This window comes from Bradyrhizobium sp. SPXBL-02, from assembly GCF_051853065.1.
GTDB lineage: Bacteria > Pseudomonadota > Alphaproteobacteria > Rhizobiales > Xanthobacteraceae > Bradyrhizobium.
The window spans coordinates 6,924,664-6,939,426 of sequence record NZ_CP182474.1; the positions used below are offsets into that span (position 1 = coordinate 6,924,664).

The following is a 14,763-nucleotide window of genomic DNA, read 5'->3' on the forward strand; positions in this document are numbered from 1 at the left end:
TCACACCGCCTCGATCAGCATGGCGCCACCGAGCCCGCCGCCGATGCATTCGGTGGCAATTCCGCGCCGCGTGCCGAGCCGCTTCATCGCATTGACGAGATGCAGCACGATGCGATTGCCGGAGGTGCCGACGGGATGGCCGAGCGAAATCGCGCCGCCGTCGACGTTCAGCCTCTCGCGGTCGATCTCGCCGGCGGCACCATCGAGCCGCAATATTTCGCGGCAGAACTTGTCATCGTTCCAGGCGGCGAGACAGCCGAGCACTTGCGTTGCGAAGGCCTCGTTCAGCTCCCAGGTCTCGACGTCCTTGATGGTGAGGTCGTTGCGCTGGAGCAGCGGCGTCACCGACATCACCGGGCCGAGCCCCATGATGCTGGGATCGAGCGCGGCCCAATGGCTGTCGACGATGACGGCTTTCGGCGTCAGCTTGTGCTTTGCCACGGCGGCGTCGGAGGCGAGGATCACCCAAGACGCACCGTCGGTGATCTGGGAGGAATTGCCGGCCGTGACCTGGCCCCACGGCCGCTCGAACACCGGCCGGAGCTTGGCGAGCGTCTCGGCCGTCGAGTCCGGGCGCACGCCGTCGTCGTGGTCGAAGAACTTGCCGTCGCGGGAGAATGCGGTCTCGACCTCACCCTTCAGATAATCCGCGCTTTGCGCATGCGCGAGCCGGCGATGGCTTTCGGCGGCATAGGCATCCGACTGCGCGCGCGTAATGCCGAAGAGATGGCCGACGACCTCGGCGGTCTGGCCCATGTTCAGCTCGGTGACTGGATCGGTCAGGCCTCGCTCGAGGCCGATGATCGGCTTGAGATCGCGCGGCCTCAGCTTGAACGCTGAGGCGATCTTCGCGGCAACGCCCTTGGCAGTGGCAAGACCGGCGAACCAGCGCACGCCGGAATTCGGCCAGACCAGCGGCGCGTGGCTCAAGGCCTCGGTGCCTCCAGCCAAAATCATGTCGGCATGGCCTTCGCGGATATAGCGATAGGCGGTGTCGATCGACTGCATGCCCGAGCCGCAATTGATCTGCACGGTGAAGGCGACCATGTCCTCACCCATGCCGAGCCGAAGCGCGGCGACGCGGGCCGGGTTCATCTCGTCAGCGATCACGTTGACGCAGCCGAGGATGACCTGGTCGAAGCTATCGGGCGAGAACGGCTGGCGCGCCAGCAGCGGCCGCCCGCACTGCACGGCGAGATCGACCGGCGTGAACGGCCCGGGCCCAGAACGCGCCTTCAGGAACGGCGTCCGGCTGCCGTCGACGATAAATACCGGTCGTGCCATCAGCTCGCCGCCCTCTGCTCACCGAGTTCCTGGAAGAACTGATGCACATTGACGGTTTTCTTGTAAATCGGCGACAGCGCCTCCGGCGCAAAATCGTCGACCTCTATCACTTTTGTGACGGCTTCATGAGCTGCAGCAAGCTGCTCGCCCTCAGCCTGGGTGACCACGCCCTTGCTGACGGCCTCCTTCCAGTCGCGGATATGCGCAGCACGCATGCGCCTGGCGATCGCATCTGTCGCCGCGACCAGCTTGAACGCGCGCTCCAGCCGGGCAAAGCCGCCGTCGTCATCGACATGAGCGAGATCCGGGGTGAGGCGCTCACGTGCCGCCGACGGGTCCAGCACGATGGCAGCGCATTGGTGCACGACGCGATCGGACGGGCCGAGCACGCGGGCGCCGAACGGCTGGACCACGAGCTTGAGGAGGCCGGCGACGAAGCGGTTCGGCAAATTGGCCAGGATTTCGGCAAGCCGGTTCTCGATGGTTTTGAGCCCGGTCGCCATGCACCATTCCAGCGCCGCGAAATCCTCCTTCTGCCGCCCCTCGTCCTGCCAGCGCTTCAGCGCGGCCGAGAGCAGGTAGAGCTCGGACAGGATGTCGCCGAAGCGGGCCGACAGCATCTCCTTGCGCTTGAGCGCGCCGCCGAGCGTCAGCAGCGCCATGTCGGCGCAGAACGCAAACGCCGCGGAGTAGCGCGAGAGCTGGCGGTAGAAAGGCGTGGCGTCGCCCGCATCCGGCGCCGGCGCGAAGGCGCCAAAGGTCCAGCTCCGGCCGAAGGCGCGGAACAGGGTCCGGAAGCTGTGGGCGACATGCTTCCAGAACGTCTTGTCGAACGCGCTGAGGCCGCGCTCGCGATCGGTATCGGCGAGCGCATTCATCTCGTCGAGCAGGTAAGGATGGGCACGGATCGCTCCTTGCCCGAACACGATGAGATTGCGGGTCAGGATATTGGCTCCCTCCACGGTGATGCCGACCGGCACGGCGCGGTGGAGATTGCCGAGATAGTTTTGCGGACCGTCGATCACGGCCTTGCCGCCATGGATGTCCATGGCGTCGTCGATCGCGGTGCGCATCCGCTCGGTCGCGTGCAGCTTCATGATGCCGGAGATGACGGCGGGATGGACGCCGGCATTCAGCGCCGCGCAGGTCAGCCGGCGCGCCGCATCGAGCTGATAGGCGGTGGCGACGATGCGCGCCAGCGGCTCCTCGACGCCTTCGAACTTGGAGATCGAGATGCCGAACTGCTCGCGGATGCGGGCATAGGCGCCGGTGGTGCGCGCCGCATAGGCGGCGCCGGCCGCCGACAGTGACGGCATCGAGATGCCGCGGCCGGCGGCGAGCGCGGTCATCAGCATCTTCCAGCCCTGCCCCAGGCGCTCCTTTCCGCCGATGACATAGTCGAGCGGAATGAAGACGTCGCGGCCCCAGTTCGGGCCGTTCTGAAAGACCTGCATCGAGGGCAGGTGGCGCTGCCCGATCTCGACGCCGGGCAAGTTCGTGGGGATCAGCGCCACGGTGATGCCGAGCTCTTCCTGGCTCCCGACGAGACGATCGGGATCATAGGCCTTGAAGGCAAGGCCGAGCAGCGTCGCGACCGGACCGAGCGTGATGTAGCGCTTGTGCCAGTTGAGGCGGAGGCCGACGACCTCGCGCCCCTCGAATTCGCCCTTGCAGATGATGCCGCTGTCGACCATCGAGGCGGCATCGGAGCCGGCTTCCGGGCTGGTGAGTCCGAAGCAGGGAATCTCGCGTCCGTCGGCGAGCCGCGGCAGCCAGCGCTGCTGCTGCTCGTGCGTGCCGAAGCGCATCAGGAGCTCGCCGGGGCCGAGCGAGTTCGGCACCATCACGGTGACCGCGGCCGCGATCGAGCGGGTCGAGATCTTGCGTACGACTTCCGAATGCGCGTAGGGCGAGAAGCCGAGGCCGCCGAACTCCTTGGGAATGATCATGCCGAAGAACTTTTCGCGCTTGACGAAGTGCCAGACGTCCTGCGGCAGGTCGCGCGTTTCCCAGAAAATCTTCCACTCGTCGAGCATGGCGCAGAGCTCGTCGACGGGGCCACTCAGGAACGCCAGCTCCTCGTCCGTCAGCCTCGCCTGCGGGACCTTCAGCAGCTTCGACCAATCAGGGTTGCCGGTGAAGAGATCGGCATCCCACCAGACGTCGCCCGCCTCCAGCGCCTCCCGCTCGGTGTCGGACATCGCCGGCAGCACGCCGCGCGCCCAGGAGAAGATCGGCTTTGTGATGGTGTCGCGGCGGAAGCTCATGGCGGACCTCATGCATCGGCGCGGGTGTCGGGCATTTTAGCGGAAAGTGGCCGGGGTGCGTGAACACTTCGCGGGCAAAAACAAGCGAATTGACGCGGCCGGGCGGCCGTCCAGGCGATAACGGCCGGGGCGTGGGGACAGTTCCGGTAGGGAATGGGGAGCAATGTCTCTCAGCGTCATTCCGGGGCGCGCCTCTTGGCGCGGGCCCGGAACGACGGAGTGACCTAATCCGGCCGGACCATCTCGAACATGTTTTCCGGCTTGATCTCGAAGTAATCGCCGCGGCGGCCGGCGCGGACGATGGGGCGGGCGGCGGCGGTCTGGTAGACGCCGTCCTTGATCAAGGCCTTGTCGATGTGGACGGCGACGACTTCGCCGAGCGTCAGCCAGGCGTCGGCCTCCTTGCCGTCGGCGCCCTTGAGGCGGACGATGTCGGAGACCTTGCACTCGAAGGCGACGGGGCTCTCAGCCACGCGCGGGACATTGACGACCTTGCCGGGCACGGCCGTGAGCCCCGCGACCTCGAACTCGTCGACCTCCGGCGCCAGATGCGCCGCGGTCGCGTTCATGTGCTTGGCGAGATCCATCGTGGTGAGATTCCAGACGAACTCGCGGGTCTGCTCCATGTTCGCCACCGTGTCCTTCCAGTTGGTGGAGGAGAAGCCGATGATCGGCGGCACGTAGCAGAACGCGTTGAAGAAGCTGTAGGGCGCGAGGTTGACGTGGCCCCTGGCGTCGCGCGAGGAGATCCAGCCGATCGGCCGCGGCGCGATGATGGCGTTGAAGGGATCGTGCTTGAGGCCGTGGCCCTTGGAGGGCTCGTAGAAGTACAGGTCTTTGTCGGTCACGCGCTGTTTCCTTCCCGTCATTGCGAGCGCAGCGAAGCAATCCAGAATCCCTCCGCGGAGACTAGTCTGGATTGCTTCGTGGAGCCTGTCATCGGGCCGCGCTTCGCGCGGACCCGATGGCTTGCAATGACGGAGTTTGTGGGTCCGTCCCGGCCCGCCTCCGGCGGTCATGCCGGGGCGATCAGTCTGCTTATAGGAGCAAACGCCCCCGCCCGTCAGTGGCGCGGCGACAGACCCGCGATGACGAAATCGATCATCTGGTCGATGGTCGGGCCCGGCTTGGTGGCGCACTGGGCGATCATCTGGGGATGGAAGAAGCGAATCATCGCGGTGCAGGCGCACAGCGAGGCCAGTTGCAGGTCGGGCGCCTCGAACTCGCCGGAGGCGACGCCTTGCGCGATCATCTGGCCGATGACGCCGGCGATGCACTCCATATGGGCGACGCAGACGTCCCAGTCCTCCTCCATCGCGATCGCGACCATCTCGTGCAGCTTGTTGTCGCCGACATAGCGCTCGGTGTTCATGCGATTGATGGTGGTGAGCAGCTCGCGGAAGCGCTCCTTGACCGGACCGGGCTTTGCCACGATCCGCTGCGCCTCCAGCTCGACCTCGCCCATCAGGCCCCGCGCCACCGCCTGATGGATCGCCTTCTTCGATTCGAAGAAGCGATACACGTTGGCGGGGCTCATCCTGAGCTCTTTGGCGATGTCGCCGACCGTCGTCTTCTGGTAGCCGATCTGGCGGAACAGCCGCTCGGCCACCTCGAGGATGCGATCCCGGGTGTCGACTTCGATATGTTCCGAAACAAGGGCCATCAGTCAGGACTCGTTGGTCAGCAGTCTTCTCATCTATTCAGCCGCTTCGGCAAGCGGAATTGCGTGCGGGTCATCGCTCCCATGCTGCGGCGCGGCAGGCTGCTCGGGCGTTCCGGCCTCATCCAGGCTCTTGCGGAACCACAGGGCGTAGAGGCCCGGCAGGTACAGGAGCGTCAGGAAGGTCGCGACGAACAGGCCGCCCATGATGGTGATCGCCATCGGGCCCCAGAAGGCCGAGCGCGACAGCGGTATCATGGCGAGAATGGCGGCGAGCGCCGTCAGCACCACCGGTCGGGCACGACGGACGGTCGCCTCAACGATCGCCTCGCGCCGGGTCAGGCCGTGGCTGACGTCGGTCTCGATCTGGTCGACCAGGATGACCGCGTTGCGCATGATCATGCCGGCGAGCGCGATCAGGCCGAGCAGCGCCACGAAGCCGAACGGGGCGTTGGCGACGTTGAGGCCGAGCGAGGCACCGACGATGCCGAGCGGCGCGGTCAGGAACACCAGGATCAGGCGTGAGAAGCTCTGCAGCTGGATCATCAGCAGCGTCAGCATCACCATGACCATCACCGGGAAGAGGATGAAGATCGAGGCGTTGCCCTTGGCGGATTCCTCGAACGCGCCGCCCGGCTCGATCCGGTAGGCCGGCTCGAGGTGGTCCTTGATCGCCTTCAGCTTCGGCGTGATCTGGTTGGTGACGTCGGGCGCCTGCACGCCGTCGACGACGTCGGAGCGCACGGTGATCGCCATGTCGCGGTTGCGCCGCCACATGATCGGCTCCTCGTGGGCATATTCGATTCGAGCGATCTGCTGCAGCGGCACGGCGACGCCGTTGCGCGAGGTGATGGTGAGATCGCCGACGCCGCCGAGATCGAGACGCTCGGACGGGATCGCACGGGCGACCACGCCGACCTTCTCGATGCCGTCGCGCACGGTGGTGACCTGCGAGCCCGAGATCAGCATCGCCAGCGCCTGCGAGACGTCCTGCGGGGTCAGGCCCATGGCGCGGGCGCGGTCCTGGTCGACGACGAGCTTCAGGTAAGGCGACTGCTCGTTCCAGTCGAGCTGGACGTCCTTGACGCTCTTGTTCTCCCGCATGACGTCGCGGACCTGGTAGGCGATCTCACGGACCTTGTTGGCATCCGGGCCGATCACGCGGAACTGGACGGGGAAGCCGACCGGCGGGCCGAAATTGAAGCGGTCGACGCGCACGCGCGCCTCGGTCAGGAAGCCCTCGGCAGCCGCGGTCTCGATCTTGGCCTTGATGCGCTCGCGCGCCTCGACGCCCTTGGCGACGATGACGATCTCGGCAAAGGCCTCGTTCGGAAGCTGCGGGTTGAGGCCGAGCCAGAAGCGCGGCGAGCCCTGGCCGACATAGGCGGTATAGGTCTCGATGTCCTTGTCGTCCTTGAGCAGCGTCTCGGCCTTCTTCACCGCCTTCTCGGTGACGTTGAAGGCGGTGCCCTCGGGCAGGCGCAGCTGCAGGAACAGCTCGGGCCGCTCCGACAGCGGGAAGAACTGCTGCTGGACATGGCCAAAGCCCACGATCGAGGCGACGAAGACGCCGACGGTCGCGACCACCACGGTGATGCGGTGGTTGACGCACCATTGCACGATGGCGCGCAGGCCCCGATACATGCGGGTCTCGTAGACCGCATGCGGATCATGGTTGTGGTGGGCCTTCATTTCGGGCAGCAGCTTGACGCCGATATAGGGCGTGAAGATCACCGCCACGAACCAGGAGGCGACCAGCGCGATCGCCACGATCCAGAAGATGCTGCCGGCATATTCGCCGACCGCGGAATTGGCAAAGCCGATGGGGAGGAAGCCAGCGGCCGTGACCAGCGTTCCCGTGAGCATCGGAAACGCAGTAGATTCCCAGGCAAAGGACGCCGCGCGCATGCGGTCCCAGCCCTGCTCCATCTTCACCACCATCATCTCGACCGCGATGATGGCGTCGTCGACGAGCAGGCCGAGCGCGATGATCAGCGCGCCGAGCGTGATGCGGTGCAGGTCGAGCGACATCGTGTTCATGACGACGAAGACGATGCCGAGCACCAAAGGCACCGACAGCGCGACCACGATGCCGGTACGCCAGCCGAGCGCCAGGAACGAGACGAACAGGACGATGACGAGCGCTTCCATGAAGGAATGCACGAACTCGCCGACGGCGTGCTCGACCACCTTGGGCTGGTCGGCGATCAGCCTGACGTCGACGCCCTGCGGCACCGCCTTCATGAAGTCGGCCGTCGCCTTCTCGACCTGCTTGCCGAGCTCGAGGATGTTGGCGCCCTTGGCGGTGACGACGCCGATGCCGATGGCGGGCTTGCCTTCCTGGCGCACGACGAAGCTCGGCGGATCGACATAGCCGTGGGTGACGGTGGCGATATCGCCGAGACGGAACACGCGGCCGTTGCTCTCGACCGGCGTTTCGGCGACGGCCTTGGCACCGTCGAGCGCGCCGGTGACGCGCAGCGGCACGCGCTGCGAGGAGGTCTCGACCGTGCCGGCCGGGGTCACGTTGTTCTGCTTGGCGAGCGAATCGAACAGGGCCTGCGGCGTGATGCCGAGCGTGGCGAGCTTGGCATGGCTGAACTCGACGAAGATGCGCTCATCCTGGTTGCCGTAGACGTCGACCTTGGTCACGCCGGGCACCTTGAGCAGGCGCTGGCGAAAGCCTTCGGAGACCTTCTTGAGCTGGGCATAGTCGGCGCCGTCGCCGGTCATCATGTAGAGGATGGAATCGACGTCGGAGAACTCGTCGTTGACGACGGGCCCGAGGATGCCGGAGGGCAGCTGGCCCTGCACGTCGACCAGCTTCTTGCGCAGCAGATAGAAGAGGTACGGCACGTCCTTCGGCGGCGTCGAATCGCGGAAGGTGACCTGGAGCGCGGTGAAGGCGGGCTTGGAATAGGTCTGCACCTTCTCGAAATAGGGCAGCTCCTGGATCTTCTTCTCGATGGGATCGGCGACCTGGGTCTGCATTTCCTGCGCGGTCGCGCCGGGCCAGATCACCGAGACGTTGACCACCTTCACCGTGAAGAACGGATCCTCGGCGCGGCCGAGCTTCTCGTAGGAGAAGAAGCCGGCGACGCCGAGCACGAGCATCAGGAAGAGCACCAGCGTCGGATGGCTGACGGCCCAGGCCGAAAGGTTGAAGCGCTTCATCGCACTCTCCGAAAGACGATCCAGTTGCAAACAACGACAGCCGCTTTGCTCAAACCGTCGTCGCGAGGCAGCGAAGCAATCCAGGGGGCTGGGCAGGTTCTGGATCGCTTCGCCGCTTCAGCCTTTGCTTAGGGACAAAGGCCGAAACTCACCTCACACGACGCAACTCGTAAGAATTTCTTAGAAAGACAGCGACGACACGATCCGCACCCGCTGGCCGGGATCGAGCTTCTGCACGCCGAGGGCGACGATCTTGGCGCCCTCCTCCACCCCGCCGGTGATGACGACGTCCTTGCTCTCGTAGGACTTCACGGTGACCGGCTTGAGCGTGACGCCACCGTTGTCGTCGACGACGTAGAACGACGGCTTGCCGCCTTCGTTGAACAGCGCCGACAACGGCAGCCGCGCGACCCGCTCGGTGGCGGCATCCGACAGCGTCAGCGTCGCGGTCATGCCGAGCGCGACCTTGTCGTCGGCCTCGGGCAGCGAGAACTTTGCCAGATAGGTGCGCGTGGCGGGATCCGCCGCCGGCGCGATCTCGCGCAGCTTGGCCGTGTATTTCTTGTTCGGCTCGGACCAAAGAGTGACGCTGGCGACGCCCGACTTGGCACGTCCAACCAGCGTCTCAGGGATCGCGACGACCGCTTCCTTCTCGGCAAAGCGGGCGACACGGATCGAGGCTTGGCCCGCGGCGACCACCTGGCCGGGCTCGATCAGCGTTGCGGTGACGACGCCGCGGGCGTCGGCGTTGAGCGTCGCGTAGGAAAGGGAATTCTTGGTCAACTCGACCGAGCGCTCGGCCCGGTTCAAGCGCGCACGGGCTTCATCGGCGGCGGCGCGGCTCTGGTCGAGCTGCGCGTCGGTGGTCCAGCCCTTGGCCTTGAGGTCCTTGGCGCGCTGCTCGGCGGCGGCGGCTTGGGCCAGCACGCCGGTTGCGGCGCCCTGCTCGGCAACGGCCTGCTCGGCCTGGAGCTTCAAATCAACCTCGTCGAGGGTGGCGAGCGGCTGGCCGACTTCGACCGTCTGGCCGACTTCGACGAGGCGCTTGGCGACTTTGCCGGCGACCCGGAAGCCGAGATCGCTCTCGATCCTGGGGCGGATGGTGCCGACGAAGCTGCGCTCCGGCGTCTCGGCATCGTAATGGGCGGTTGCCACCAGAACCGGCCGCGGCGGCTCGGCCTTCTCGGCGACGGTATCGTTGCACCCCGCCAGCGAAACGGCCATCAGGGCGAGCGAGGCTCCTACCAAAAGCTTGGAATAGCTCGACAAAACCGACCGGACGAACATCGAAGGACACTCCTGCATCTCGATTGAGAGGAATGTCGACTGTTCACTGATAAAAGTCAATAATCGTCATTCATCAGGAATGCGTGATCGTTAAGGGGTGGTAAGGAGAAGAATAAGCCTAGCCGCGAGGTGCTATTGTAGGGTGGGCAAAGCGTAGCGTGCCCACCAGACCGCTCGGTCGGGGAAGATGGTGGGCCCGGCGCGAAGAGCGCCTTTGCCGTTACGAAGATCTCTCACTGGCCCCGCTCGCCGAATTCGTGCTTGCTGTCGTGGCCGCCGACGAACACCAGGATGCCCGCGAGCAGCGGCAGCACGGCGAGCACAAGCAGACCGGTCGAGGTCTGCCCCGTCGCTTCCTTGACCCAGCCAATCAGGTACGGCCCGCCGAATCCGGCGAGGTTCCCGATCGAGTTGATTAGCGCGATGGCGCCGGCGGCCGCCGTGCCGGAGAGCCAGGCGGTCGGCAGCGTCCAGAACACGCCGAAGCAGCAGAACACGCCGATCGCGGCGACCGTCAGCACCACCATGGTCAGCGTGGGATCAGTGAGATAGGAGGAAGTGCCGAGCGCAATCGCCGTGAGCAGCAGCGGCGCGCCGACATGCATGACGCGCTCGCGGCTCGCATCCGAATGCCGCGCCCACAGGATCATGGCGATGGTGCCGAACAGATACGGGATCGCGGTGACGAATCCGGTCTGGGCGTTGGTGAGGCCGAACGCCTTGACGATCTGCGGCAGCCAGAACTGCATGCCGTAGAGCGCGCCGACGAAGCCGAAATAGATCAGGCTGAGCGCGATTACCTTCGGTGAAGACAGCGCCTCCCCGAGCGAGAAATGCTTCACCGCCTGCTTGGCCGCAATCTCCGAATCGAGCTTCGCCTTGAGCCACGCCTTCTGCTCGGCCGAGAGCCAGTCCGCCTTCCCCGGCTTGTCGGTGAGGTAGAACCAGGTGACGATGCCGAGCAGCACCGACGGGATGCCCTCGATGATGAACAGCCATTGCCAGCCTTTCAGCCCCATCATGCCGTCGAGCCCGAGCAACAGGCCCGAGATCGGTGCGCCGATCACGGTCGAGACCGGCACCGCAATGGCGAAGGCCGCAAGAAAGCGGGCGCGATATTCGGCCGGATACCAATAGGTGAGATAGAGGATGATGCCCGGGAAGAAGCCGGCTTCGGCCACGCCGAGCAGGAAGCGCAGCACATAGAAGCTGGTGACGCCGCTGACCATCGCCATCAGCGCCGAGATGATGCCCCAGGTCACCATGATCCGGGCGATCCAGCGGCTGGCGCCGAATTTCTCCAGCGCCAGATTGCTCGGCACCTCGAAGATGAAATAGCCGATGAAGAAGATGCCGGCGCCCCAGGAGAAGATCAGCGGCGTGAACTTCAGGTCCGCATTCATGGCCAGCGCGGCAAAGCCGAGATTGACGCGGTCGAGATAGGAGAAGAAGTAGGCCAGCACCAGGAAGGGAATCAGGCGCCAGGAAATGGCGCGGATGGTCGCGGTTTCGATGTCGCTCTTGGCGCTCTTGGCACCGCCGACAGAACCGGCATAGGTGGTCTGGCTCATGGCTTCCCCCGGGTTGTTGCTTTTCTAGGGCTGAACAGGCGGTTTTGAGCATCGCGGGCAAAGAGTCAATGGAGCGAGCAATGCGCGGAGCGCAGCCGGATCAACCCGTGGCGCCGATGCGGATCTCGCTGATCCGCGCCGGCCTCGCACTCGCGGTGATCGTCTGCGGGCTGTCCTTGCGCTGGTATGGATTCCCGCTCGGGTTTCCAGCCTTCGTGGTCAAATATGGCGGCTCGCTGTTATGGGCCACGATGGTGTTTCTGCTGGTCGGAGCCGTGCTGCCGAGACTCACGCAGACGCAGATTGCGGCGATCGCGGCTGTGATCGCCGTCGTCGTCGAATTCTCCCGGCTGGTGCACACGCCATGGCTCGATGCGTTCCGGCTGACCACGGCCGGCGCGCTGTTATTGGGGCGCATCTTTTCGCTGTGGAATCTCGTGGCCTACGTGACCGGGATTGCGCTCGGCGTTTGGATCGATCGAGTTGCCAAGATGCACACCCTCGTAGGGCGGGCAAAGCGCAGCGTGCCCACCACAAGCAGATGGTGGGCACGGCGCTAACGCGCCTTTGCCCACCCTACGGGACCGGTGCCTGGTCTCACTCCGCCAGTTGAAACCGCTCGAAGCGATCGAGCTCGTCCTCGATCACGCGCTTCAGCTCCTTGCGGCCCGCCGTCTTCCTGCCCTGCCCGACCCAGGTCCATTTCTGCATCAAGAGCTTCTTGTTCTGCCGGTCGGTCTTGAGATCGAGCGCGGCGACGATCTCGTCGCCGACCAGCACGGGCAGCGCGAAATAGCCGAGCTTGCGCTTGGCCTTCGGCACATAGGCCTCGAACAGATGGTTGTAGCCGAAGATGAGGTTGGTACGCTTGCGCTGGATGATCAGGGGATCGAACGGCGAAAGGATGTGGACGAGATCGGGCGATACCTCATGCGGCTCGAGCGCTGCGGGCGAGGCCCAGTGCTCCTGCTTGCCGGCGCCCTCGATCGCGACAGGCACGAGCTCGCCGCGGCGGACGCGCGAGGCGATCAGGCGCGCGACCGGCTTCTTGCTCGGCGCATCGAGATGGCAGACCGAATCGAGGCTGACCACGCCCTGCGAGCGCAGCGCGCGATCGAGCAGATAGGCCGTGATCTCGCTTGCCGGCGCCGGCTTCGGCAGCCTGTCCCAGCCGAAATGACGCGTCGTCAGCTCATAGGTCTTGAGCATGCCCTGGCGCTCGCTGATGGTGACGGCGCCGGTATAGAAGGCGAGCTGCAGCGCCCGCTTCGACGGCTTGCGGCTCTGCCACAGATGCTCCTTCTCGACGAGCACGTCGTCGTCGATGTCACGGATCGTCAGCGGCCCGGTGCGCAGCAGCCGCATCACCTTGCGCGTGTCGGCCGGCTTCACCGCGGCGAACCATTTGTGCCCCTCGCGGCGGTGCTCGCGCATCGCCGGCAGGAAGAAGCGGAAGTCGTTCGCCGGCACGTAGGAGAGCGCGTGCGTCCAGTACTCGAACACGGTCTTGTCGATGCTCTGGGCATGGCGCAGATCGGCGCGGTGGTAGGAGGGGATCCGGCTGAACAGGATGTGGTGATGGCAGCGCTCGATGACGTTGATGGTGTCGATCTGCACATAGCCGAGATGGGCGACAGCGGCCGCGGCGGCCTGTGCGCCTTCGCCGAACGGGGCGCGCTGATCCAGCCGCTGGGCATGCAGCCAGATCTGCCGGGCCTGTGTCGTGGTGAGCGGGAGTGGTTTGGGCGCGCGAGACATTGCGAGGAGGAATGTAGCGAGATTCGCCGGGAGAAAGAACCTGAGCAGAATCGAAAAAGAAAAAGCCGCGCTGCCATCTGCTGCCAGCGCGGCCAGAACGTGCAAGTTCGGCAGGAAACCTTACTTCATCGCCATCGATTTTTCGGCGCTCATGTAGTGCTTGCAGGCGGCGCTCATGTTGCCTTTGCTCATCTCGGAATTGGCCGAGGCCATCGACTTCCTCGCTGCCATCTTGCCCGGCGTGTCTTCGCCGCCCAGCCCGCCAACGAGCTTTGCCATGTTCGCACTGGTGCATGCCATCTTGGCGGCGGATGCGGGAGACAGAGCAAGTGCAACGAACGTTGCCGCGAGCAACAGGGTCTTCATCAATTTCTCCTCCGGAAACGAAGCCGGCTACATGCCGGCCAACGCAGCATCCATCTTTCCCGGACAAACAGCTCGCAGAGAAGATATTTTCGTTGCGCCTAACGTGCGGCTTTTGGGCGCTCCCCGACGCTGCCGGTCGCCACATCGGGTTCACACGACGCCTTGCCGCGCCCCTCCGACTGGCACCGATAGACACTGCCGGTGAGACGATCGACCAGCCAGATGTTCTCCTCGGTCGGCCCTTCCAGGCCGACATAGCGGGAGGTCAGCCCCGTGATCAGTGTCGACAGCAGGATCGCCACCGCGATCATCGCCGCGCCGATATAGATGGGCATTGTGCTCGGGGTCACTGTCCGGTCCGGCGGGCCGCTGCGATGGAACTGATAGTCGCGCTGATAGTCACTTGGCCTCGGCACAGGACGGAACTCGCCTCCCTTCGCGTCAAATTGTCGAATGATTGAAGCGTGCTAGGCGGGCATCTGGTCGAATTCTTGTTCGCGGGCGGGCGGTGCGGCGACGCCTTTGCGACGTTCGGGTTTCCCGGAACCCGCGACTGCCGGCCCGAAAGCAGACTGCGAACGATCGAACCGGACCAGAGTGCCCTCGGCTCGTCGTTTCGAATGTGACCAAGATCACATCGACGCCGTTGAACCTGCCCTAGGCTCGCAGCATCAAATCGCCATCAGGCGTAACAGCGAGGATACGACAATGACCCGTTTTGATAAATTCTTTGGACTGAAGGCGATAACCCTCTCCGCAGCCCTGTCGATGACGGCGGGCCTTGCGCTGGCCGGCGACAACAACTTCTCCGCCGACCAGATCGTCGATGCACTGAAGCCGAAGCCGGCGACGCGCGGCCTGTCCGTTGGCCCCCAGGCCGACACGACCGTGCAGGCCAAGGAAGCGACCTTCCTGAACACCGTGCGGAACCGCTCGACCCGGTCGCTCTCGACGGGCGAGCGCGAACAGATTGCCGAGCTCGCTGCGACCAAGCCGAAGATCGATCTGGAGATCCAGTTCGACTACAACTCGGCCGACATCGCCAAGACGTCGGTGGCCTCGGTCCAGGCGCTCGGCAAGGCGCTGTCCGATCCGGCGCTGAAGGGCTCGACCTTCGTCGTCGCCGGCCACACCGACGCGACGGGTGGCGAAGCATACAATCAAGGTCTCTCCGAACGGCGCGCCGACACCATCAAGAAGTACCTGATGCAGAATTACGGCCTCAACGGCAACGATCTCGTCACCGTCGGCTACGGCGAGACCAAGCTGAAGGATGCAGCCAACGGCGCCGACCCGATCAACCGCCGGGTCCAGGTCGTGAACATGGACACCAAGACCGCGGCGAAGTAACTCTCCGCCCCTGGGTGAAACACGCCGCCTGCCGCAGCCCGGCAGG

Annotated in this window: 12 protein-coding genes; 2 read left to right on the plus strand and 10 right to left on the minus strand. The window is 65.0% G+C overall.

Going from position 1 to position 14,763, the window contains the following annotated elements; translation table 11 throughout:
• From ACNJYD_RS32185 to ACNJYD_RS32215, 7 genes are all read right to left on the minus strand, one after another.
• Positions 1–1,284, minus strand: a complete 1,284-nt coding sequence (locus tag ACNJYD_RS32185) for an acetyl-CoA C-acetyltransferase (RefSeq protein WP_439364370.1) — start codon at positions 1,282–1,284, stop codon at positions 1–3.
• Entirely contained in the window at positions 1,284–3,551 is a 2,268-nt protein-coding gene (locus ACNJYD_RS32190) for an acyl-CoA dehydrogenase (RefSeq protein ID WP_439364371.1), read from the minus strand. The genes ACNJYD_RS32185 and ACNJYD_RS32190 overlap by 1 nt, the downstream gene beginning before the upstream one ends.
• 224 nt (positions 3,552–3,775) lie before the next feature.
• Entirely contained in the window at positions 3,776–4,399 is a 624-nt protein-coding gene (locus ACNJYD_RS32195) for a flavin reductase family protein (protein ID WP_172785854.1), read from the minus strand.
• Positions 4,400–4,614: 215 nt separating this feature from the next.
• Positions 4,615–5,214: a TetR/AcrR family transcriptional regulator gene (locus ACNJYD_RS32200; RefSeq protein ID WP_212259013.1), complete on the minus strand. Its 600-nt coding sequence runs from the start codon at positions 5,212–5,214 to the stop codon at positions 4,615–4,617.
• A 33-nt stretch (positions 5,215–5,247) separates the two neighbouring features.
• A complete protein-coding gene (locus ACNJYD_RS32205; RefSeq protein WP_212259012.1) occupies positions 5,248–8,385 on the minus strand; it encodes an efflux RND transporter permease subunit in 3,138 nt (1,045 codons plus the stop codon).
• A gap of 180 nt (positions 8,386–8,565) precedes the next feature.
• A complete protein-coding gene (locus ACNJYD_RS32210; RefSeq protein ID WP_439364372.1) occupies positions 8,566–9,672 on the minus strand; it encodes an efflux RND transporter periplasmic adaptor subunit in 1,107 nt (368 codons plus the stop codon).
• A 233-nt stretch (positions 9,673–9,905) separates the two neighbouring features.
• Positions 9,906–11,243 (minus strand): MFS transporter, encoded by a 1,338-nt coding sequence (locus tag ACNJYD_RS32215; RefSeq protein ID WP_439364373.1) that lies wholly within the window; start codon positions 11,241–11,243, stop codon positions 9,906–9,908.
• An 80-nt stretch (positions 11,244–11,323) separates the two neighbouring features.
• On the opposite strand from ACNJYD_RS32215, the gene ACNJYD_RS32220 reads away from it, so the two are divergent.
• Complete coding sequence (locus ACNJYD_RS32220; RefSeq protein WP_439364374.1) at positions 11,324–11,803, plus strand: DUF2809 domain-containing protein; 480 nt, start codon at positions 11,324–11,326, stop codon at positions 11,801–11,803.
• 37 nt (positions 11,804–11,840) lie between these two features.
• On the opposite strand, the gene ACNJYD_RS32225 is transcribed toward ACNJYD_RS32220, so the two are convergent.
• The 3 genes from ACNJYD_RS32225 to ACNJYD_RS32235 form a co-directional block, all read right to left on the minus strand.
• Positions 11,841–13,001 (minus strand): winged helix-turn-helix domain-containing protein, encoded by a 1,161-nt coding sequence (locus ACNJYD_RS32225; RefSeq protein ID WP_439364375.1) that lies wholly within the window; start codon positions 12,999–13,001, stop codon positions 11,841–11,843.
• A 120-nt stretch (positions 13,002–13,121) separates the two neighbouring features.
• Positions 13,122–13,367: a hypothetical protein gene (locus tag ACNJYD_RS32230; RefSeq protein WP_260383735.1), complete on the minus strand. Its 246-nt coding sequence runs from the start codon at positions 13,365–13,367 to the stop codon at positions 13,122–13,124.
• Positions 13,368–13,465: 98 nt separating this feature from the next.
• Positions 13,466–13,702: a hypothetical protein gene (locus tag ACNJYD_RS32235; protein WP_172785959.1), complete on the minus strand. Its 237-nt coding sequence runs from the start codon at positions 13,700–13,702 to the stop codon at positions 13,466–13,468.
• A 373-nt stretch (positions 13,703–14,075) separates the two neighbouring features.
• Here ACNJYD_RS32235 and ACNJYD_RS32240 point away from each other — a divergent pair, with 373 nt between their 5' ends.
• Positions 14,076–14,717 (plus strand): OmpA family protein, encoded by a 642-nt coding sequence (locus ACNJYD_RS32240; RefSeq protein ID WP_172785846.1) that lies wholly within the window; start codon positions 14,076–14,078, stop codon positions 14,715–14,717.
• The last annotated feature ends 46 nt before the right edge of the window (positions 14,718–14,763 follow it).